The sequence below is a fragment of the Zobellia uliginosa genome, assembly GCF_900156625.1.
In the GTDB taxonomy this organism is placed as follows: domain Bacteria; phylum Bacteroidota; class Bacteroidia; order Flavobacteriales; family Flavobacteriaceae; genus Zobellia; species Zobellia uliginosa.
The window spans coordinates 15262-36379 of record NZ_FTOB01000012.1 but is presented as its reverse complement, the minus strand read 5'-3'; the positions used below and the strand labels follow the sequence as shown (position 1 = coordinate 36379).

Genomic DNA, 21118 nt, shown 5'->3' with positions numbered 1-21118 from the left:
GAATAACAATTAACTTTATGATGCTCCGTTTAAACTTTTGATTATGATCTTAGTCTTTAAACATTTTTTTTATAAGAACTATGTTGGTCTATCACTTTGGCCCTTCATCATTTTAAAGCATGATGGACTCAAAGAAGATATCGTTTTGATCAACCATGAGAAAATACATCTGAAGCAGCAGCAAGAATTGTTGATTGTTTTTTTCTACATTCTATACATCTCGGAATGGCTTATAAGAACCGCGATATATCTCGATAGTTACAAGGCATATCAGAATATCAGTTTTGAACGTGAGGCCTATTCGAACGAGAAGAACCTTAACTATACGAGTGAGCGCAAGCCTTTTGGTTTTATAAAATACCTTTCCCAATAAGGGCCGTCGCGCTTAATCGATACTTCACTTTACTCCTTCTTTTTTTCGCCCTACTTTTGCTACGTATGGGTGAAATGACCGAAAATCAAGAAATAGACCTGGCAATATTGGCCGAGAAAGGGATTTCCCTTGTTCTTAAGAGGGAGGATCGGATTCATCCTTTGATTTCCGGAAACAAATACAGAAAACTCAAGTACAACCTAGAAGAGGCCCGGACCAAGGGTTTCGATACCCTATTGACGTTTGGGGGAGCCTTCTCGAACCATATTGCGGCCACGGCCTATGCGGGACAACTCCATGGTTTTAAGACCATCGGGGTGATTCGGGGGGAAGAGATCGCGGAAAAATGGCAGGGGAACGGTACGCTGAAATTGGCACATTCCCATGGTATGGAATTCAACTTTATCTCTAGGGAAGCCTACCGTAACAAAGACAGTAAGACGCTTTTGGCCGGTCTGAAACAACGCTTCGGTAAATTTTATCTCTTGCCCGAAGGAGGAACGAATGCCTTGGCCATAAAGGGATGTGAGGAAATTTTGACTCCCGATGATGCTGTTTTCGATGTGGTCTGTTGTGCCGTGGGAACAGGGGGGACCATTGCCGGAATCAGTAATGCGGCCCATGCTTCACAAAAAGTTTTGGGGTTTCCGGCGCTTAAAGGAGATTTTTTACAAGAAGATATTTGTAAATTTGCTCCAAGGGGAAATTGGAAGCTGATAACCGACTATCATTTTGGGGGTTACGCAAAGCTCACCGAAGCATTGGTGCAGTTTATTAACGATTTTAATCTAAAGACCCAAATACCACTCGACCCTGTTTATACGGGTAAGATGGTCTACGGTATTTTAGATTTGGTCAAGAATGGGTATTTCCCCCCAAAAACCAAAATCTTGGCCATCCACACAGGGGGGCTACAAGGTATAGAGGGAATGAACCAGAGTTTGAAAAAGAAAAATCTACCATTGATAAACATATGATACGCAGACTTTTCATAATGTCTCTTTTGAGCATATTTTTTATAGGATGTAAAGCCAAACGGACCGTTGCTTCGAGAAGCGAATCGCCACAGCAAAAGAAGGAAGTGGTGGTCGCAAAAAAGGAAAGCAAGAAGTCTGATGACGGACTGTATCCAATGCCCGAAGACACCGGGGAATTCGTCCGTTTTAATATAGATTCGCCCGAAGAATACGTAGAGACTTTCGCCGAAATCGCCCAAATGGAAATGAAGGCTTTTGGAATTCCCGCAAGTATTACCCTGGCCCAAGGTCTTTTGGAAAGCGGATTGGGAAAAGGGGCCTTGGCCCTAAAGACCAATAATCATTTTGGGATCAAATGCCATACGGGCTGGGAAGGCGATTACGACTTTCACGATGACGATGAAAAAGGGGAGTGTTTTAGAAAATACAACCACCCTATGTACTCGTACCGCGATCATAGCCTTTTCCTGAAACACCGTTCCCGCTACGCCTTTCTCTTCGACTACAGAAGTGACGATTACAAACGATGGGCCAAAGGCTTGCGACAGGCCGGTTACGCTACCGATAGGCATTATCCGCAAAAGCTGATATCACTTATAGAACGATACGAATTGCACAAGTACGACACTGAAATTGCCAAGCAAGGCTTCCATAGGCCCAAAAAGGAAGAGCCGGTGATTGCGTCTCGTGCACAGAGTCGGGTACATGTGGTTCAAAAGGGAGATACCCTATATTCGATTTCGAGGGCGTATTCCGTTTCCGTTGATGATCTAAAGCGATGGAACTACATGTACGACAACAATTTGGCCATTGGGCAAAAACTTACCGTTAAGACACAAAATTTCAATAAATAGATGTTATACCAAAGAAGTAGTGCCTTGTTTGCAGAGGCACAAAAATATATTCCAGGAGGTGTTAACTCGCCGGTCCGTGCCTTTAAGGCCGTAGGCGGTGATCCCATTTTTGTAAAGAGGGCAAAAGGTGCCTATCTCTATGATGAAGATGACAATCGATTGATCGATTATATCGCCTCTTGGGGCCCGTTAATTTTGGGCCACGCCCATGAACCCGTTATCAATGCCGTTATCGAAAAGGCCAAACAGGGTACATCTTTTGGTATGCCTACGGAAATTGAAACACAGCTTGCCCAATTGGCGGTATCCATGGTGCCGAATATCGATAAGATCCGTTTCGTGAACAGTGGTACGGAAGCTTGTATGAGTGCCGTGCGCTTGGCTCGAGGCTATACGGGAAAAGATAAGATCATCAAATTTGCGGGTTGCTACCATGGGCATTCCGATTCGTTTTTGATACAAGCCGGAAGCGGGGCCGTAACCTTTGGTAGTCCCAATAGTCCGGGGGTCACCCAAGGTACGGCTAAAGACACCTTGTTGGCCAAATACAACGACCTGGAAAGTGTTCGGGCACTGGTAGAGGCGAACAAAGGGGAAATAGCCACTATAATTATTGAGCCTATAGCGGGTAATATGGGGTGTATTGTTCCTTCTGACGAATTTATAAAGGGACTTAGGGAATTATGTACCCAAGAAGGTATCTTGTTGTTGTTCGATGAGGTCATGACCGGTTTCCGTTTAGGAAAAGGGGGAGCTCAAGAAGCACTTGGCATCGATGCCGATATCGTTTGTTTTGGAAAGGTTATCGGAGGAGGTTTGCCAGTAGGCGCATTTGCCGCAAAAGCTGAAATTATGGCCCATTTGGCACCTGAAGGCCCTGTATACCAAGCAGGGACCTTAAGTGGTAATCCCTTGGCCATGGCTGCAGGTTTGGCTATGCTTACCGAACTGGACGGGCACCCTGAGGTTTTTGAAAGTCTTGCCAAAAAGACGGCTTACCTTCATGAAGGCTTGGATACCGTTTTAAAAGATAAAGGTGTGCCTTACCAAATCAACCGTTTTGGTAGTATGATTTCGGTACATTTTACAGAAGAACCGGTTATCGATTTCGATAGCTCGGCAAAAGGGAACAATGAAACCTTTAAAAAGTACTTCCATGGTATGCTTCAAAATGGGGTATACTTGCCACCAAGTGCATTTGAAAGCTACTTTTTGAACGATGCCTTGAGCTATGCCGATATCGATGAAACCGTAGAGGCCTTAAAGAAAGTGGAGTTGTAAGGACTTGTTTTTATGTTTGGCTTACTTGGGATAAGGCATTGGGAACCTTTGTTTTAGTCCCATCCAGTATCTCGCCCATGGTCTTTAAATGGGCGGGGTTTCTTTACCCCTACCTTTGACCTATGCTTCAGATCGCGCCAAAGAGCGATTGTACTTTGTTGTAATTTGTTTTATCGTGGATCTCAAAAAAGTAGCGAAGCTGCCAGTTTTGGGTGTTCTGGGCTTGCTTACTTGTTGCCACGTCCCAAATGGGATATACGCGAAAACCTCGTTTCCCCTCTTTTTTTGGGGTAGTGACTATTCCTTTTGATATCAATACTTGCTTTGGAAAAACAAATTGTCCGAGCAAATCGTCTTTGCTCACGTTGATGACGAAGCAGTCGAAATCATCACTGTCATCGAATGGACAAATAGGGCCATTGTCGGCCCGTTTCCAAAAAGTAACGAACTGCCCGACTTTCTTAGGGGTGATTTTGGCATTTCTAAAGATGACCTTATGGGAGTCCAATAGAAATCTACAGGCCCCGTACTCTTGACTTTCTTGCTCCGATTTAAAACCCCCTAGGGTAAGTCCACTCGGGGAATACACATTCGATACGAGATGTTGGAGGTCTTCGGTCATGTGTTCTTTTTGGTCTAGAATAATAAATATAGTGATCTTAAGTATCGAATATCCTGTAAAAATAATGAAATAAGTAGAGGCTGAAAACAAAAAAGGGCCACAGATACTGCGGCCCTTTTTTGTAATAGCTGAGGTTCTTACCTTCTTGCTTTGTGTCCTTCTTTTCGTCCTTTAGAACCCTTCTTTTTTCTATGCTGTTGCATTTTTTTCCATTTCTCGTACTGCTCTGCAGAAAGAATATCTTTCATTTCGGCTTTAAGGGCGATCATCTTGTCCAATTTGGCATTTTCCATAGCGAATCGCTCTTCTGAAGTCGGTCTTTTACGTTCGCCTTCCTCTTTTTTTGCCTTGCGTTCTTCATGCTTGGCTTTACGTGCTTTGGCTTCCTCTAAGTGAATGGCCTTTATTTTTTCTTGCTGGGCCGATGTTAGGTCTAAGGCCAAGGTCATTTTCTTTGTGTGGAGCGTTGCTATCTGCTCTGCGGTCAAATCTTTCATTTGATCTCTATTGTGACCTTTTTCCCTTTGGGCCATTGCGGTAAGCCCGATCATACATACTAATGCTACAATTATCTTTTTCATCTTTCTAAATTTTAATGATTATACATCTTAGAGTGGAATGAAGGAACAAGGTTTAACGGGCCTCTGTAATTTATGGATTAATTAACAGGTTGATAGGCTTGATTTTAGGGTGTAAAAAAGGGCGAAGAATAGTTTCCTCGCCCTCACATAGTAGGTTTGTCGAATGTCAGTATATTTTAGTCCACTGCCTCGGGAGCAATAACTTGTTCGATATCTGCCGAAGCCATCTCGACCGTCTGGAGAGACTGATCGGCATTGGTTTGATTGTAATAGATTACTGATGCGATCACGAATCCGGCTAGGTATAACGAACTTTTAAGTTTTTGAGACATGGCGTATGTTTTTTTGATTCTAATACTAAGTTAGTTAAAAGAAGACGCCGATAATGAAGCTTGTTGCAAAGCGGTACTAAGCTGTGGTCAGTTAAGCCAAAATTGTGGTTTAAATGTATGGTTTGTCGATGTTTTGTGCATTTCATCGATAGGTTTGTAGATAAAAGCGGGGGGTGAAGAATAGAAAAGGTATGAAACCCTAGCTGTTAATGTTGCCCTAAGGGCGCTTTGTACAACGAGGTTTCATACCTGTCTTACCAAGATAATTGGGCTATTCTTGGCCCTTAAACCTGTCAACGGGAACCGGCCTATTTCTAATTTTGGTCAGTTATTTCCATAGTCCTGGTGTATTTGCCGCAAAATCCATTGCTTATTTGGGATCAAGAATTTGTTCTATTCGTTCGTTTACGTCTTGTAAATGATACTTGCTCATGCTATCGGAAGTCCGTATACTCGCTTTTTCAATACTTCTTTGCAGTATTTGCAGTTCGGCACGGGCTACGGAACGGATATCGGATTGGCTGGCATGAACCACGGTCGACTTTTGATAGCCGCCAAATTCCGGCAGCTTCTTTTGGTCTTTTGCGGTCATTAAATAATTCAATCGCTCTACATGTGCCTTTTGAAGGTTTCTTCTATAGGTGTCAATGCTTTTTCCGCTCTTGAGTTCTGACCAGATACCGTTGCGGAGTTCGTTCATCATATCGGTCAATCGATAAGCTTCCACTCCGTTGGCAGTTTCATTTTCGATCAAACGTTGAAGTTTTCCTAAACTGAGTATGTTGTTTAAAGTTCGGGTCTGCATCGCTCTAATCTCTTCCACAAAACCTGAATATTGGATCTTGTTAAAGATATTCTGGTCAATAAGCCATTGTGGGGTATCAAAAAGTTCTTCCTGTAGAAAGGCCATACAGTTTTGCTGATGTGATTTCGTTACGGGTATGTAGACGGCACCATCTTGGTCATAGGTCTTTTGATATTCGTAAACACCACCGATATTATTCGATACATGGCCCATATAGCGATTGAATTGGGCAATCACCTGACCGTAGAGTTTTTTTAGGTCTTCATAGGTTTTTCCATCCTCCTTGGTCCAAGTTATTAGGTTGGGAACAATGCGCTTCAAATTCTTAATACCATATAGACTGGCCTTAACGGCATCGTCTCCCAAATCTTCGGTCTGAGCACTTGGGTCTACTATATCGCCTACCTGTTGGTGGCCGAAACGGTATAAGGGATCACCGGCATGTTCGAGTATCCAGCTGTCTAGAATTTTATTTTCTTCTTCGGTAGATACCCCTAAAATAGGTTTATAACCCCATTTAATGGCATATTTATCGTAGATGCCTATGTTCGGCATAAGGGCGACATCACCATCTTCGGGCTGGGCAATATAATTGAAACGGGCGTAATCCATTATCGATGGGGCCGTTCCATATTTTTGGGTGAAGGATGCCGAGCGCAAAGAATCGACCGGATAGGCGACACTGCTTCCCATATTGTGGGGCAAGCCAAGGGTATGGCCTACTTCATGGGCCGAAACAAAACGGATCAGGCGTCCCATGATTTCATCTTTGAACTGTGTTCCCCGGGCATCGGGGTTTATGGCCGCGGTCTGTACAAAATACCAATTGCGCAATAGGGTCATTACATTGTGGTACCAATTGATATCCGATTCCAGAATTTCACCGCTTCGGGGATCACTTACGTGGGGTCCGTTCGCATTTGGAATGGGAGAGGCCAAATATCGTACCACCGAGTAACGAACATCTTCGGGAGACCAATCGGGGTCTTCGAGAACGGAAGGGGGGTCTTTGGCGATAATGGCATTTTTAAACCCTGCTTCTTCAAAAGCTACCTGCCAATCTTCTATTCCTTGTTTTATATAAGGGATCCATTTTTTTGGGGTGGCCCTATCTACATAATATACGATCTGTTTTTTGGGCTCTACCAATTCGCCCCTCTTGAATTTTTCCAAATCTTCTTCTTTGACTTCTAGGCGCCATCGGTCTAAGAACTTTACGGTCTTACTTTCTTGCACGTCTAATCCGTAATCGGTCTGGGCCCTGGCGAACCATCCGACACGTTCGTCGAAATAGCGACGTTTCATAGGTTCGGCGGGCAAGAGTATCATGGAGTTGTTAATTTCAATGGATATGGAGCCGAGACTGCCGTTGCTGGGCGGTTTTTTTGCCAAGTAGGTCTTGACATGGCGCGCTTCAACGTTTAAGGGAAAGCTTTTAATGGATTCGATGTAACTCCTGCTTTCATCCAAACGCGACACCTTGTACTTTTCCCTATACGAATCGGGCATACCCAAGGCCTGGACATCTTTTTCGAAGAAGTCGTTCACTTGTATGACGGTCGTAGGGTTGGCCGAGTCTTTTTTGACGGCCTTAACGTCAAAGGCGTACAAGACGGGTTCGAAGTTGGAGTTTACCACGGCTTCATGTACAGGCAAGGAATCGGCGGCCACGATACCGTGGGAAACAACGCGAAGGAGGACTTTCGTCGGCTTTTTTTCCCAGCGGAGTACCTTCGTGTTTATTTTGCCGCCCCCGAAACCGATACCTGTGGCGGTTTTGGAAATACGGCTTACCATCAACATCTCTTTGTTGAACAAAGAGTCGGGTATTTCATAGTAGTGGTTTTGATCGACAATATGTGTGGTAAACAAGCCTTCATCTGACTTGGCCGCTTTGGTAATGACCTTGTTGTAAGGTTTTATCTTTTCCTTTTTACCATCGCCCTTGCTGTCGGGGCTTTCGGTGTTCTCTTTCTTTTTCTTGAAAATTTGGGCTTCCGTAGTTGCAGCACTCAGTACCATTAAAGCAAAAACGAACCTAACAATAGTTGTTTTGTTCATATAAAATGTTGATTTGAAAATTTGTTGGAGTGAATTGCGGTAAAATATCGGTGTATTCGATTCGACCTCTATAATGTTCGTAGAAAAATAACCTCTTACTGCTCATCGGGTAAATATAACATTTTTTGAATGTTTAAGTCTTTGCATAGTAGGGGGGAAAGGATCCTTTTCTAAAGGTTTTTCTTCCTTTAACTTCTTAAGCCTATGTTTTTTGTTCGGACGAACGACCTATAAAACCGATGATTTTCACCAGCCCTTATGGATGCTTCCGGAAACGGAAAAAAATATTCAAAATTTCCGACATAAAAATTCCTGACAAATACTGTCGGGAAATCAAAAGTGCAAACCCTTAAATAGCAAGTTGACTCATTTTTGAGCCATAAATTGCGAATATGGTGATTTCAAGGTAATTAAGAAATGTCCCACAAAAATAAAAAAGCAATAAAGGCACAATTAGACGTTATATAAGCTCGGAAATAAACGTACAACGTTATGAACAAGAAGAGTTTAAAAATAAGTATAGTATTGGGTCTTATATTTGCAAACGGAGTTTTTGCCGCTGACCCCACCACAGAAAAAGATGAATCTATCATTCAATCTATAGACTATATCGATGAGGATGTAGATTTTGAATTGGGCTTTGATACGTCCGATTATCTTCCAGAAGATTTTAATGCGAACGATATCTATGTAGATTTAGATGCCATTGCCTATATAGAGGAAGATGCGAACGATACCGGTGACCTGACCAAGTATCTTCCGGTAGACTTCGACGCCTATGCGTATCCTACACATGTGGAAGACTTCAACTATATTGATGCTAATGATGAAATATCTTTAAATTTCAATACAAAAGAACATCTACCGGAAGGATTTAATCCGTATATAAAATACAATTGACCATTGAAAATTTTAATGGATTAGCTAAATAAAACCCTCGCTTTTTAAGCAGGGTTTTGTTTTATACGGAATATTCATTTTTCGACTAGAACAATAGGGGTACTACAAATTGGAACATTAAGACCAATAGCATTACGGCAATGATGTTCAATATAATGCCGACCCTGGCCATTTCGTTCACCTTTACATAGCCGCTGGCAAAAACAATGGCGTTGGGAGGTGTAGCCATAGGAAGCATAAAGGCACAGCTACTGGCTATGGTAACGGGGATCAATAAATATAGTATAGGGATATCCAAGCCGATGGCAATACCGGCTACTACCGGGGCCAGTACGGCGATCAAGGCCACGTTGCTCATCAGTTCGGTCATAAAGAGCATAAGGGTAATCAAAAGAATGGCCGTAAACAAAATACTGATGTGGCTATCGCCTATTGCTCCCGATACCACGTCAACGATACCGCTTATCGACATACCTTTGGCCAAGGCCAATCCGCCACCAAAAAGGATCAAGATGCCCCAAGCTAGTTTTTGGGTGTCTTTCCATACGATGATAAAGTCGCCCTTTTTTATGTTGTAGGGGATGGCGAACATTGCAATTGCCGCCATGATGCTGATCATGGTATCGTTCAATTTCAATGCAGGGAATATGCCGTTGATGACCGTTCTGAAAATCCATAGGAAAACGGTAACCCCAAAAATAGCGAGCACCATTTTTTCTTTCCCTCCCATGGGGCCCAGTTTTTTGAGCTCATCGTTGATTACATTCTTTGAAGCGGAAAAGACGAGGTCGCGATTCGGGTACATCCATTTCACCAAGACCAAGTAACTGATCCAGATCATCAAGGCGGAAAAGGGCACGCCTATGACCATCCATTTTAAAAAGGAAATCTCAATATTGTATTCGTTTTCCAGAAGTCCTATCATCACCGAATTGGGCGGTGTTCCGATGACCGTGGCCACCCCACCTGCATTGGCCGAAAAAGCAATGCCCAACATGACGGACAGGGCAAAATTCCTGTCGTTTTTGGTAAAGCCGTCGGCATCGTTGACCAAAAGACCAATGACCGACATGGCAATAGGAAGCATTACAACGGTAGTGGCCGTATTGCTGATCCACATACTCAATGATGCCGTAGCGATCATAAAACCAAGTACTACCTTATTGGGGGTGGTACCGGTAATTTTAATAATGTTCAGGGCTATCCGTTTGTGAAGATTCACTTTCTCGAGGGCCAGGGCCAGAACGAAGCCCCCGAAAAACAAGAAAATTATCGGACTGCCATAATTTGCGCCCACTTCACCGATGTCCATTATTTTTAGAAAGGGAAAAAGAAGTAGGGGGAGTAGGGCGGTTACCGATATTGATACGGCTTCGGTAATCCACCAAACGACCATCCAGATGGCAACGGCAATTACGGCATCTCCTTTTTCGGAGACCAGGTCAAACGGTAAAAAGCGAATAATAAAAAAAAGAATGGGCCCTAAAAAGAGTCCCGCTTTTTTACTGGATTCCATAGTTTTGAATTGGTGGTCCTAAGCTATGTTTTTTCTTTTGTTTATGAAAATTAATATACAATGGTGTCCGAGGGTATCGGTGGAAGCTGGTAGTTGCCGTAATCGATACTGATTTTCGGGTTGTTCAGTTTTACGCTTTCGGGCGTGGCTTCGGTTCCGAACAAATAGAGCCGTTGTAAATTTTTGAATTCGTTTAAGGCCTCTAAATGTTCCGGTTTTAAGGCAGTGCCTGTTAAGTTGATCGATTTTAAATGTTTAAGTGGGGCCAAAAGGTGCAAGTCCTTTCCGGTAATAGCGGTATGGTCCAATAACAATATGGTCAGGTTCGGTAGCTCGGCTAATTTAGAAAAAGCGGCATCGGTAATTTTGGTGTGGCCCAGGTCGAGTCTTGAAACCTGTTCCTTGATAGGAAGTAGGGCTTCAAAGTCGGTATCGGAAAAAGCAGCTTGGTTGATGCACGATACACTAAGGAAGTTCGACGACTTGCTGATGGGGTCGACATGAACTCCTGTTTTTTCTATAGTCTTGATGTGTTCTTCCGATGCAGCGGGTATCTCTATATCCGGATAGTCAAAATCAGCCTTTTGGGGAAAGAAGGAAAGAAAAAGCGCTTTATCAAGACTTGATTCGGCAATGGTTTTTTCAAAGGGGCTTCCGGCATCGATCCATGCGCGTACCAGTTGTATTTCTTCCTTTGATGGTTGGGACTTTCCTTCGGGAGGCATATGGTCGTCATTGTCCATAGGGAGTACGAGCCTTGTAAACAGTTCGCTTTCCGAAGCTTTTGAGGCTTCGATTACGGCCCCGCTCTCGCCTCCTTTCAAAATACCTTCCTCTGAGTTCAACAGGAGTTCGCCCTTGGCTTTTTTCGGGTTGTGGCAACTCACGCATTTGTTGTTCAATATGGGTTTGATGACATCTTCATAGATGAGGGCCTCTTGCCAATTCGTTTCGTTGAGACTGATTTCTTTCTCTTCAAATGTGTCAAAGCCTAAGGCCGATTTTATGGAATTTGGTAGGGGTTTGATCAAATAATCTTCTCCATGGGTTATGTTCCCCCCTTGGTGGCCAGTAAAGGAAACCAAAATAAAGAAGAAAACGGACCATCCCACCATGGGGAGCTTCGACAAAAAATCAACCGCTTGGATCCCTTTTAATTGGGCATACATCAAAAACGAAAACAAGGCCGTAGCAATGCCCGACCACAAATGCCATTTTACCGTGTCAAAGGCATAGCCTTCCCCCAGGTATTGTAAGTAACCGGTAAGGCAGGCAAGGCTGGCGCTAATGCCGGCCCAAAGATAGATGAGCGATAATACCGCGTTGTATTCTTTCTTTTTACGGTCGTACGCTTGCAAAAGGAGACCTAGCATAATGAAGCCTATCGGTAGATGGACCACAAGGGGGTGTAACCTTCCAAGAAGTTGTTTCAGAACATCCATGCCTAATGGTTTAATCGATGTTGAATCGTTCCTTTAACAGCTTCATCATATATACATTGGCCTTCCATTGGTCGGCTACGGGTAATTGGGTGTAGGGTAAAGTGGGCATATAGTCTGCTGGACCGAATTCGGTAGTAATCGTAAAAACATCTTTGTCTTCCCATCGTTTACGGATCACTTTTTCCCAAATGTCCATATGGCGTTCTACCGCTTTCTTCCATTCAGGGGCTTCGGGGTCGTTTACTTGTGGGCCTTCGGCATGACCTACACGGGCATGAATGTGATGGGATCGGTTTACGATTTCTTCGAGCTCTTTATCTTGATCCTGTAAAAGCGACTCGTGAACGACCATCCAATGGCTGATATCTAAGTTCAGTTTTAATTCAGGAATGGCAGAAAGGTATTTTTTGGTGTCAGGAAGGTTGAAGCTAAATCGTCCACGGTGGGTTTCATGATAAATAGGAATGTTGCTTTCTTTGGCTATTTTGTTGGCAGCGTCAATAAAGGCCTTATTCTGTTCAAAAGTGAAAAAATCACTTCCCGTATGGCAATTGATGTACACAGGCTTCCATGAGACCAGGGTTTTAAAATTCGCGGTGTATTGCTTTAAACTTTCCTTAAAAGGAAGGGATTTATTGGTGCCGTTCAAGAAACCGACTTTTAAATCGTATTTCTCAAGGGCCGTTTTTAGTTCGTTCTGGCTTTTTTCGTCCCTAGGAAACCATGTCTCTATACCGTCGTAACCGGCCGCCTTTGTTTTTTCGCAAAAGGCATCCCAAGAAATCTGTCGTCCCCAATCGGTCTGGAAGAACTGTATTTGTTTTTTTTGGGAAAGTCCTATAAAAGAAAAAAGGAGTACAACAAGGGTCAGTGGCATTCTCATAAATGGTAGGGTTGATATTATAATTGTTATTTAAGATAAGATTTCTTTGATGATATTGCCTTCTACATCGGTCAAGCGAAACGGTCTGCCCTGAAATTCATAGGTGAATTCTTCGTGGTCAAAACCGAGTAAGTGTAAAATAGTGGCATGTACGTCGTGAACCGATACACGGCCTTCGATTCCGGAAAACCCAATATCGTCGGTCTGACCATGTGAGGCCCCTTTTTTGATACCTCCGCCGGCCATCCACATGGTAAAGGCATCACCATGATGATCTCTTCCTTTAAAGGGCATTTTTTTATTCCCCCTATTTTCTTGCATAGGCGTTCGGCCGAATTCCCCACCCCATACGATTAGGGTATCGTCTAGGAGTCCACGTTGTTTTAAATCCATGATCAAGGCGGTAATGGGCCGGTCTATTTGGGTACATTTATTTCGGAGGCCCTTATCGATAGACCCCGAACGTACCACGCCATGGCTGTCCCAGCCCCAATCGAACAATTGAACGAAGCGCACCCCGTCCTCTACCAGTTTTCTGGCGAGCAGACAATTGTTGGCAAACGATTCTTTGCCGGGTTCTACCCCGTACATCTCCTTAATATGTTCAGGCTCATTATTGATATTCATGACCTCGGGAACCGCTATTTGCATGCGGTAGGCCATTTCGTATTGGTTGATCCGCGCCAGAATTTCAGGGTCGGCATACTTGGCGTATTCCTCCTTGTTAATTTTGGTAATGGCGTCTATGGTGCTTTTCTTTAAATCCCTGGAAATACCCTCTGGGTCTTCAAGATAAAGTACGGGGTCGCCCTTTGAGCGGCATTGTACTCCTTGGTAGACGGAAGGTAAAAAACCGCTTCCCCAGACACTTTTTCCGGCATCGGGCGTGTTTCCGCCAGAGGTCAGAACAACAAAGCCGGGTAGGTTCTGGTTCTCGGAGCCCAGGCCGTATGTGGCCCACGCACCAATGCTTGGGCGACCTAAACGGGCACTACCCGTATGCATAAAAAGTTGTGCCGGGCCGTGGTTGAATTGATCGGTATGCACTGCTTTTAAAAAGGCGACATCGTCTACTACCTTTTTAAAATGGGGCATAAAGTTCGAGACCCAATTGCCTGAATCGCCTTCCTGTTTGAATTCGGCCTGTGGGCCCATTAACTTTGGGGTACCTTTTATAAAGGCGAATTTTTTTCCGGCCAATAAAGATTGCGGACAATCTTGGCCATCTAGGCTGTGAAGTTTTGGTTTGTAATCGAACATTTCGAGCTGAGACGGGGCTCCGGCCATATGCAGGTAAATGACCGATTTGACCTTTGGGCCATAGTGCGGGGGCAAGGTGGCCAAAGGATTAAGGTCGCGTTCCGAAAATGTGGTCGTTGATTTTTTAGGCTGTTTTGTGAGCGGGTCGCATCCCATGAAAATGGAACTCAGGGCCAGTCCGCCAAGTCCTTGTGCGCAACTTTTTATAAAGTGCCTTCGGGTCTTTTCCTGTGCTTCACGGGCCAGTTGCTCTTGAATGAGTCTTTCGATTTGGTCTTTCACGGCTTATACTTTCGTTAAAAATTCATCTAAGTTCATAATGGCATTGGCCACAAGGGTAAGCGCACTGAGTTCGGCCGTAGGCTTCTCTTCAAATGAAAGTAATAGTTTTGAAGCTTCGCTGTTTTTGTGAAATTCAGCCAAGGAAGTTTGGTATAGGGCTTTTAAGGCTTCTAGTCTATTAGGACTGATTTCCTTAAAAGTTGCTTTTTTATAACTCAGGGCAATACTTTGTTCAATGTCGTCTGGCCGGTAGTTGTTTTTTGCTAAATGGTAGGCGGTTTCCAAGTAAACGGGGTCGTTTAAGGTAACCAAGGCCTGTAAGGGGGTGTTGGTCACGGTTCTTCTGATCGTGGCAACCTCGCGGCTTCCCGCGTCGAATGTCAAGAACGAAGGGTAGGGGCTCGTCCGCTTTAAAAATGTATATATGCCCCTGCGGTATCGGTCTTCCCCTTTACTTTCGACCCATTGGGCATCGCTATATACGGTTTGCCAAACACCATCGGGCTGGGGCGGCATAACGCCTGGTCCGTACATTTTCGGACTTAGGAGTCCCGATACCGCCAAGGCTTGGTCCCTGATCTGTTCCGCGCCCAAACGCATTCTCGGGCCACGGGCGTAAAGTTCGTTTTCAGGGTCTATTTCATACATTTCGGGAGTACTTTCGGAACTCTGGCGGTAAGTGCCCGACATCACAATTTCCCTCACCAATTTCTTTATACTCCAGTTGTGTTCGTTCATAAACCGTAGGGAAAGCCAATCGAGCATGGCCGGGTGCGAAGGGGCATCCGATTGCGAGCCGATATCCTCTACGGTAGAGACAAGGCCTCTGCCATAGATTTGGTGCCATACCCGGTTTACCAAGGTTCTTGCGGTCAAGGGGTTTTTTTTATCTACGATCCATTGGGCCAGTCCGAGTCGGTTGGCGGGCCAATCGGGGTTCCATGCGTTTAAGCTCTCTGGGGTGCCTGGTTCTACGGTATCGGTTTTCGACATCCAACTGCCGCGATCGAACAGTTGGGAAGTACGCTTCATGTAATCGGGATTTTCGACCATTATAGGTACGGTCGGGGTTTTCGTGTTAAGGGCCTCCATGAGGTTAACGCCCATTTCTTTATATCCGGCTTGGCCTTCGCCCGGTAAATCGGGAATAAAGGTCACCCAATAAAGATTCATCAGGTTGGCTTCCTTTTTGGCATTGGCGTTATGGGTTTCGATATAAATATCGCCCTGACGGTCCAATTTTTTTATAGGAAAGCGGGCCGTAATATTCTGTTTTTGTTTGTTGATGGTGAACTCGCCTATAATCGGGCCCTCGGCATCCTTTTCACGGATAATGAATTTTGTGCCGTCGTAGTGCGAACGATAGTTGAGGTACACATAGCTGGCATTGTTGGTGTATCCGTTTTCTATAATGCAATTTCCCTTATCCCATAAAACCACGGAGGCGTGGTCATCGTAGGAGCCATTGTTAATTTCCTTAAAAAAGTGCGATTTATAGACGGGCTCGGTAAACTGTAAAAAGTCCTTGTAGGTTTTGGCCGAGGCCTCGTCTCCATATTTTGTGGCCCATTCGATGACCTTATCTACCTTTTCCTGTTGATCGGGCGTATAGAATTTGAGAACGGGCGACTCACCGGGCGTATCTTCGTCACGGGAGTTGTTGAAGAAGGCCATCAGCTTGTAAAATTCCTCGTATTTAAAAGGGTCATACGGATGGCTGTGGCACTGAACACAACCGATAGTGGTGCTCTGCCATACCTCAAAAGTAGTGTTTACACGATCGATTACGGTAGCAACGCGATATTCCTCGTCATCGGTGCCGCCTTCATCGTTGTTCATGGTATTTCTATGGAAGGCCGTGGCGATCAATTGGTCGGGAGAAGGCTCGAGTAGAAGGTCGCCCGCTAATTGCTCAATTGTAAACTGGTCATAGGGAAGGTCGCGATTAAAGGCATCGATGACCCAATCGCGATAGCGCCAAATACTACGGGCCATATCTTTTTCGTATCCTTTGGAGTCGGCATATCGGGCCAGGTCTAACCACCAGGTGGCCCATTTTTCACCATAGGCCTTTTGATTTAATAAAGTATCTACCAAATCTTCATAAGACAGCTCTTCGGATTTAAAACGGTCGAGGAGTTCTTGGCTAGGCGGTAGGCCAATAATATCTAAGGATAACCTTCTGGCGATTATGTTTTTTTCCGCGGAAGGATTGGGCCGTAGGTTTTTCTCGTCGAGCCGGGCAAGAATAAAATGGTCAATATCGTTTTGTACAAAGTCTGAAGCACTGGTAGGGGCCAAACTGGCCTCGATATTAATTTGGGGGACCGCTACTTTTTCAGGAAGCGAGTAGGCCCAGTGTTGGCCCCATTTCGCACCTTCATCTATCCAGCGGGTCAATAGGTCTATCTCTTCGTCGGTCAGCTTAGGTTTTTCATAAGGCATACGAAGCTCGGGGTCTTCTTCGTGCAGTCTTTTGATCATTTCACTGCCGGCGGCATTTCCGGGAATGATAGCCGCTACTCCCGATTCTGTTTTGGCGAAAGCTTCATCTTCGAACAAGAGACTAAAGCCCCCACTTTTTTTTACACCCCCATGGCAGGTAATACATTTGTTGTTGAGAATAGGTTTTATCTGCGTGCTAAAGTCAACAGGGGGAGTAGATTGGCAGCTACCTAATAACATTAGCCCTACTGAATTTAAAAGATACCAAAAACCATGATGTATTGTCCTCTTTTTCATACTTAGGTCTTATTTTTTCTTATAAATCACCCTTCAATATAGAAAACTTGAAAAGTTAAGAACTCAAAAATTACGCAACTTGTGCAACAGCGTTCATTAGTTATAGGCTATTTTGGAGAAAAACCCCTAAAGACAAGGCTGTTAAAATTATAAGGGCTTTCGTACTAAAGATAGTGGTTGTTGTTTTAAAATATCTGATAGTCAGTATTTTGTGTAATTGAAGGGGTGGTGTGGCGGTTGGGATGGTAACTTCCTTTTGTGGTCAATGTGATGATGGTCCTAGGGTTTGATGGGAAATTCGCTGTATAGGAGTATGGCTTCGGGGAAGCTTTCTTTTTTAAGGTAAAAGAGCCGATTCATAAGAAAATGAATCGGCTCTTTATATTTAAGGCTGTTCTGTCTTTTTATTTCAAGACTACGGTTTTGTGGTTGCCCTCGACATTTACGCTAACCAATCCGTGTTTGTTCAAGGCCTTCATCGACTTGTCCCATTTTTTACCGCTAAGTCCGGCTTTCGATTTTAAGTCGGACAGTTCCATTTCCCCTTCCGGTTTCAACAATTCTACAATGGTCTTTTCTTCATCGGTCAGTGCTATCGCTTTTTTCTCCGGTCTCATTTGTGGGAAGAACAATACTTCTTGAATCGATGAATTATTGGTCAAGAGCATTACCAGACGGTCAATACCGATACCGATACCCGATGTTGGGGGCATACCGTATTCAAGGGCACGTAAGAAATCTTGGTCAATGAACATAGCCTCGTCGTCCCCTTTCTCGGAAAGCTTCAATTGCTCTTCAAAACGTTCGCGCTGATCTATGGGGTCGTTCAACTCAGAATAGGCATTGGCCAGCTCCTTACCGTTGACCATTAGTTCAAAGCGCTCGGTCAGGGCAGGGTTGTCTCGGTGCTCTTTCGTTAAGGGACTCATCTCTTTTGGATAGTCGGTAATAAAGGTAGGCTGAATATAGTGGTGCTCACATTTTTCGCCGAAAATTTCATCTATCAATTTGCCGACACCCATGGTCTCGTCAACTTCAATACCTAATTCTTTTGCGGTTTGGCGGAGTTCCTCTTCGCCCATGCCGGCCACATCTTTGCCCGTATGGATTTTTATGGCTTCTAGAATAGGCACGCGCGCATAGGGGGCCTTAAACTCGATTTCGTTTTCACCTACCGTAACTTTTGACGATCCGTTGGCATCGATGGCCACTTTTTCCAATAGTTTTTCGGTGGTGTCCATCATCCAATTGTAATCCTTATAGGCTACATAGAGTTCCATTACGGTAAACTCGGGGTTATGGGTACGGTCCATTCCCTCATTACGGAAATCTTTGGAAAACTCGTAGACCCCATCAAAACCTCCAACGATCAATCTTTTAAGGTATAACTCGTTGGCGATACGTAGGTACAAGGGAATGTTCAAGGCATTGTGATGCGTTAAAAACGGCCTTGCGGCAGCACCGCCGGGTATGGGTTGAAGAATAGGGGTTTCAACTTCCAAGTATCCCGCATTGTTGTAAAACTCCCTGATACTGTTGGTAATCTTGGTCCTTTTGATAAAGGTTTCCTTGACCTTTGGGTTGACCACCAAATCAACATAGCGTTGTCGGTATCTCATTTCGGGATCGTTGAATTCGTCAAAAACATTGCCTTCGGCATCTTTTTTAGGCAAGGGCAGCGGACGCAAAGACTTGCTCAAGAGCGAAAAGTTCTTTACCATAACGGTTTTTTCGCCCACTTGGGTGGTAAAAAGTTCACCTTCAATACCAATGATGTCGCCTATATCCAATAGTTTTTTATAAACGTCGTTATAAAGGCTTTTATCCTCACCGGTACAAATTTCGTCACGGTTAAAATAGACCTGGATCCGGCCTTCACTGTCTTGCAACTCGGCAAAAGAAGCCTTGCCCTGAATTCTACGCGACATCAATCGCCCTGAAATGACTACCTTTTTACCTTCTTCAAACTCCGATTTAATGCGCTTTGAAGTAGCGTCTACAGGGTATAGGGCAGCGGGGTAGGGGTTGATGCCCAGTTCGCGCAATTTGGTCAGTTTTTCTCGTCTAATGATTTCTTGTTCCGAAAGTTGCATTTTTTAATATTTAAGGCTGCAAATATACGCTATCGACGGTATACTCTATGCATCATGTAATACGAAATTATAATGAAGCGGTCTGGTTTGCGTTAATGTATAAAGCCGGACTGCTTGAAATACCCAAAAAATGACCTTGTTTTTTCCTTTTATGGATGTAACAAAAATGACGTTTTTACGTCTTATGGGTACATCATCAATCAAAAAATCAGTTTAAAATGAGCTTTTTACGTGTTTTATTGGCTATTATCTTTCCTCCCCTGTCGGTTATCGGAAAAGGTTGTGGGTCTTTTTTTATTGTCCTACTTTTGACTTTCTGTGGCTGGGTTCCGGGAGTCATTGCCGCATTGATCATATTGAACAATCCTAATTAGAATCGATTTTAGATGAAATTATTGAAAGTAGTGGTAACGGTTTGTATTGCCGTTTTTTTTGTAGCCTGTAATTTTACGGAAGAAATTTATTTTGACGAAGATGGAACAGGTAAGATGAACATCGGTTTTGACGGGAGTGAAATGATGCAAATGATGCCTTCTTCCGACTCTACCAAATTGGGGGAGGTTATTGACTCAACCCTAGTGTTCAAGGATTTACTACGTGAGAAAAAAGATAGTATAGCACAATTGTCGCCCGAACAACAGGCCGAGCTGAAGAGATTGGAGCCTTTTAGCCTGCACATGAGGGTAGATGCCGACAATGGAATCATGAACTTTAATATGTTTACCGATTTTAAGGATGTATCTGAAGTGAACGATGCCTTTAATGCTTTTCAAAGTGCAAGTTCGGTCGGGCCGGCAGCAGGTAGCAAGCCTATGCCCCAAAATCCGGCTAATGGGGCTACGAAAGTAAATTATACCTTTAATAAGAATAAGTTCAAACGTGAAGCGGCCATTGTAGACCAAGAATTGTTCCAGCAAAGCGTCGATAGCTTGGTAAGTGCGGAAATGTTTCTTTCATCTTCTACGTACACTTTTAAATATCACTTTCCAAAAAGGATAAAATCTACGAATATCGAAGCGGCCACTTTTTCTATGGACGGAAAGACCATGATCTATGAGGTCAACTTTTTGGATATCTTGAAAGATCCCGAATCTGTTCTCATTGAGGTAGAGTTAGAGAAATAGGCCGTCTGTTTTCGTATCTTTGTGCCATGAACAAAAAGGTACTTTTTCAAGATCTCGGACAGAAAGACTACAAGGAAACTTGGGACTATCAAGAATTACTGTTTAAGCAAACGGTAGACTTAAAGATCAAGAACCGAAGGGAAGAGGCCGATGAGCCGACCCCCAATCACTTTTTATTTGTAGAACACCCCCATGTGTATACTTTGGGCAAGAGTGGTGATTTGGCCAATCTTTTGGTGGGCGAAGAAGAGCTTGCCGCTAAAAATGCCAAATTCTATAAAATAAATAGGGGTGGCGATATCACTTACCATGGCCCCGGGCAGATAGTAGGATACCCTATTTTGGATCTGGACAATTTTTTTACCGATATCCATAGGTACCTTAGGTTTTTAGAGGAAATGGTAATTTTGACCTTGGCCGAATATGGGGTGAAGGCAGAGCGCTCGGAAGGTGAGACGGGAGTTTGGCTCGATGTAGGAACGCCATTTGCCCGAAAAATATGTGCCATGGGCGTTCGGGCCAGCCGTTGGGTGACCATGCATGGGTTTGCCTTGAACGTCAATGCCGACTTAGGGTATTTCGATTTGATGATTCCCTGTGGCATAAAGGATAAGGCCGTTACTTCTTTAAATGTAGAATTAGGAAAGCAAGAAGTTGACCTGAACGAAGTAAAAGGAAAGTTGCTGAAACATTTTGAAGCCCTTTTCGAAGCGGAAATAATTGAACAAGAAAAAACCTCGGCGTGAGCCGAGGTTTTTTTCTTTGTTTAAAAAGTACCCTAGTGTTCCAAACCAAAATACTGCATAACTTCTTCGTAAGTCATTTTTTTAATGTTTTCCCTTCCTGTTTTTCCAGATAGATGGCCTTCTACAAGAATGAATCTAAAGTCTATCGTTTGGCTAAAATCGGATTTTACCAAGATAGACCCAACTTTGATTTCATCAATATCCATTAGAACCTCTTTGGAAATAACTAAGGGAAGGCTTTTCC

General features: G+C 43.8%; 18 protein-coding genes. 8 read left to right on the top strand and 10 right to left on the bottom strand.

Features of this window, described 5'->3' with window-relative positions:
• The first annotated feature begins 43 nt into the window (after positions 1–43).
• The 4 genes from BW980_RS21165 to hemL all read left to right on the top strand — a co-directional run bounded on the left by BW980_RS21165 (position 44) and on the right by hemL (position 3485).
• Positions 44–373 carry a hypothetical protein gene (locus BW980_RS21165; RefSeq protein WP_076457155.1) on the top strand — a complete coding sequence of 110 codons (330 nt, stop codon included), beginning with the start codon at positions 44–46 and terminating at the stop codon, positions 371–373.
• Between the two features lie 74 nt (positions 374–447).
• Positions 448–1350, top strand: a complete 903-nt coding sequence (locus BW980_RS21160) for a 1-aminocyclopropane-1-carboxylate deaminase/D-cysteine desulfhydrase (RefSeq protein ID WP_076457177.1) — start codon at positions 448–450, stop codon at positions 1348–1350.
• A gap of 17 nt (positions 1351–1367) precedes the next feature.
• Positions 1368–2204, top strand: a complete 837-nt coding sequence (locus BW980_RS21155) for a glucosaminidase domain-containing protein (RefSeq protein WP_317042206.1) — start codon at positions 1368–1370, stop codon at positions 2202–2204.
• Positions 2205–3485, top strand: coding sequence for a glutamate-1-semialdehyde 2,1-aminomutase (gene hemL / locus BW980_RS21150; protein WP_076457153.1), 1281 nt, complete (start codon positions 2205–2207; stop codon positions 3483–3485).
• Positions 3486–3612: 127 nt separating this feature from the next.
• Here the strand turns inward: hemL and BW980_RS21145 are convergent, their stop codons facing one another.
• The 3 genes from BW980_RS21145 to BW980_RS21135 all read right to left on the bottom strand — a co-directional run bounded on the left by BW980_RS21145 (position 3613) and on the right by BW980_RS21135 (position 7886).
• Positions 3613–4107, bottom strand: a complete 495-nt coding sequence (locus tag BW980_RS21145; RefSeq protein WP_076457176.1) for a MepB family protein — start codon at positions 4105–4107, stop codon at positions 3613–3615.
• 137 nt (positions 4108–4244) lie between these two features.
• Positions 4245–4688 carry a Spy/CpxP family protein refolding chaperone gene (locus BW980_RS21140; RefSeq protein WP_076457152.1) on the bottom strand — a complete coding sequence of 148 codons (444 nt, stop codon included), beginning with the start codon at positions 4686–4688 and terminating at the stop codon, positions 4245–4247.
• Between the two features lie 702 nt (positions 4689–5390).
• Positions 5391–7886, bottom strand: a complete 2496-nt coding sequence (locus BW980_RS21135) for a zinc-dependent metalloprotease (RefSeq protein WP_076457151.1) — start codon at positions 7884–7886, stop codon at positions 5391–5393.
• 492 nt (positions 7887–8378) lie between these two features.
• On the opposite strand from BW980_RS21135, the gene BW980_RS21130 reads away from it, so the two are divergent.
• On the top strand, positions 8379–8786 hold the full coding sequence (locus tag BW980_RS21130; protein WP_076457150.1) for a hypothetical protein: 408 nt from the start codon (positions 8379–8381) through the stop codon (positions 8784–8786).
• Positions 8787–8871: 85 nt separating this feature from the next.
• Here the strand turns inward: BW980_RS21130 and BW980_RS21125 are convergent, their stop codons facing one another.
• The 6 genes from BW980_RS21125 to lysS all read right to left on the bottom strand — a co-directional run bounded on the left by BW980_RS21125 (position 8872) and on the right by lysS (position 19004).
• Entirely contained in the window at positions 8872–10302 is a 1431-nt protein-coding gene (locus BW980_RS21125; protein ID WP_076457149.1) for an SLC13 family permease, read from the bottom strand.
• 50 nt (positions 10303–10352) lie between these two features.
• Positions 10353–11744 (bottom strand): c-type cytochrome domain-containing protein, encoded by a 1392-nt coding sequence (locus BW980_RS21120; protein WP_076457148.1) that lies wholly within the window; start codon positions 11742–11744, stop codon positions 10353–10355.
• A gap of 10 nt (positions 11745–11754) precedes the next feature.
• Positions 11755–12627, bottom strand: coding sequence for a sugar phosphate isomerase/epimerase family protein (locus BW980_RS21115; protein WP_076457147.1), 873 nt, complete (start codon positions 12625–12627; stop codon positions 11755–11757).
• A 30-nt stretch (positions 12628–12657) separates the two neighbouring features.
• A complete protein-coding gene (locus BW980_RS21110; protein WP_076457146.1) occupies positions 12658–14169 on the bottom strand; it encodes a DUF1501 domain-containing protein in 1512 nt (503 codons plus the stop codon).
• A 3-nt stretch (positions 14170–14172) separates the two neighbouring features.
• Positions 14173–16911: a PSD1 and planctomycete cytochrome C domain-containing protein gene (locus BW980_RS21105; protein ID WP_076457145.1), complete on the bottom strand. Its 2739-nt coding sequence runs from the start codon at positions 16909–16911 to the stop codon at positions 14173–14175.
• Between the two features lie 404 nt (positions 16912–17315).
• Positions 17316–19004, bottom strand: coding sequence for a lysine--tRNA ligase (lysS, locus tag BW980_RS21100; RefSeq protein WP_076457144.1), 1689 nt, complete (start codon positions 19002–19004; stop codon positions 17316–17318).
• Positions 19005–19222: 218 nt separating this feature from the next.
• Here lysS and BW980_RS21095 point away from each other — a divergent pair, with 218 nt between their 5' ends.
• The 3 genes from BW980_RS21095 to lipB are packed head-to-tail and all read left to right on the top strand — an operon-like array spanning position 19223 to position 20874.
• Positions 19223–19378 (top strand): YqaE/Pmp3 family membrane protein, encoded by a 156-nt coding sequence (locus tag BW980_RS21095; protein ID WP_076457143.1) that lies wholly within the window; start codon positions 19223–19225, stop codon positions 19376–19378.
• Between the two features lie 12 nt (positions 19379–19390).
• A complete protein-coding gene (locus BW980_RS21090; RefSeq protein WP_076457142.1) occupies positions 19391–20128 on the top strand; it encodes a hypothetical protein in 738 nt (245 codons plus the stop codon).
• Between the two features lie 26 nt (positions 20129–20154).
• The gene (gene lipB, locus BW980_RS21085) at positions 20155–20874 is read left to right on the top strand and encodes a lipoyl(octanoyl) transferase LipB (RefSeq protein WP_076457141.1); all 720 of its coding nucleotides are present in this window, start codon (positions 20155–20157) and stop codon (positions 20872–20874) included.
• Between the two features lie 32 nt (positions 20875–20906).
• Here lipB and BW980_RS22705 read toward each other — a convergent pair whose 3' ends face one another.
• On the bottom strand, positions 20907–21080 hold the full coding sequence (locus tag BW980_RS22705; RefSeq protein ID WP_175609936.1) for a hypothetical protein: 174 nt from the start codon (positions 21078–21080) through the stop codon (positions 20907–20909).
• Between the last annotated feature and the right edge of the window lie 38 nt (positions 21081–21118).

Bases quoted from the DNA above. Each gene is read 5' to 3' on its own strand.
- BW980_RS21165 (WP_076457155.1), top strand. From the start codon at position 44: ATGATCTTAGTCTTTAAACATTTTTTTTATAAGAACTATGTTGGTCTA.
- BW980_RS21160 (WP_076457177.1), top strand. From the start codon at position 448: ATGACCGAAAATCAAGAAATAGACCTGGCAATATTGGCCGAGAAAGGG.
- BW980_RS21155 (WP_317042206.1), top strand. From the start codon at position 1,368: ATGTCTCTTTTGAGCATATTTTTTATAGGATGTAAAGCCAAACGGACC.
- hemL (WP_076457153.1), top strand. From the start codon at position 2,205: ATGTTATACCAAAGAAGTAGTGCCTTGTTTGCAGAGGCACAAAAATAT.
- BW980_RS21145 (WP_076457176.1), bottom strand. From the start codon at position 4,107: ATGACCGAAGACCTCCAACATCTCGTATCGAATGTGTATTCCCCGAGT.
- BW980_RS21140 (WP_076457152.1), bottom strand. From the start codon at position 4,688: ATGAAAAAGATAATTGTAGCATTAGTATGTATGATCGGGCTTACCGCA.
- BW980_RS21135 (WP_076457151.1), bottom strand. From the start codon at position 7,886: ATGAACAAAACAACTATTGTTAGGTTCGTTTTTGCTTTAATGGTACTG.
- BW980_RS21130 (WP_076457150.1), top strand. From the start codon at position 8,379: ATGAACAAGAAGAGTTTAAAAATAAGTATAGTATTGGGTCTTATATTT.
- BW980_RS21125 (WP_076457149.1), bottom strand. From the start codon at position 10,302: ATGGAATCCAGTAAAAAAGCGGGACTCTTTTTAGGGCCCATTCTTTTT.
- BW980_RS21120 (WP_076457148.1), bottom strand. From the start codon at position 11,744: ATGGATGTTCTGAAACAACTTCTTGGAAGGTTACACCCCCTTGTGGTC.
- BW980_RS21115 (WP_076457147.1), bottom strand. From the start codon at position 12,627: ATGAGAATGCCACTGACCCTTGTTGTACTCCTTTTTTCTTTTATAGGA.
- BW980_RS21105 (WP_076457145.1), bottom strand. From the start codon at position 16,911: ATGAAAAAGAGGACAATACATCATGGTTTTTGGTATCTTTTAAATTCA.
- lysS (WP_076457144.1), bottom strand. From the start codon at position 19,004: ATGCAACTTTCGGAACAAGAAATCATTAGACGAGAAAAACTGACCAAA.
- BW980_RS21095 (WP_076457143.1), top strand. From the start codon at position 19,223: ATGAGCTTTTTACGTGTTTTATTGGCTATTATCTTTCCTCCCCTGTCG.
- BW980_RS21090 (WP_076457142.1), top strand. From the start codon at position 19,391: ATGAAATTATTGAAAGTAGTGGTAACGGTTTGTATTGCCGTTTTTTTT.
- lipB (WP_076457141.1), top strand. From the start codon at position 20,155: ATGAACAAAAAGGTACTTTTTCAAGATCTCGGACAGAAAGACTACAAG.
- BW980_RS22705 (WP_175609936.1), bottom strand. From the start codon at position 21,080: ATGGATATTGATGAAATCAAAGTTGGGTCTATCTTGGTAAAATCCGAT.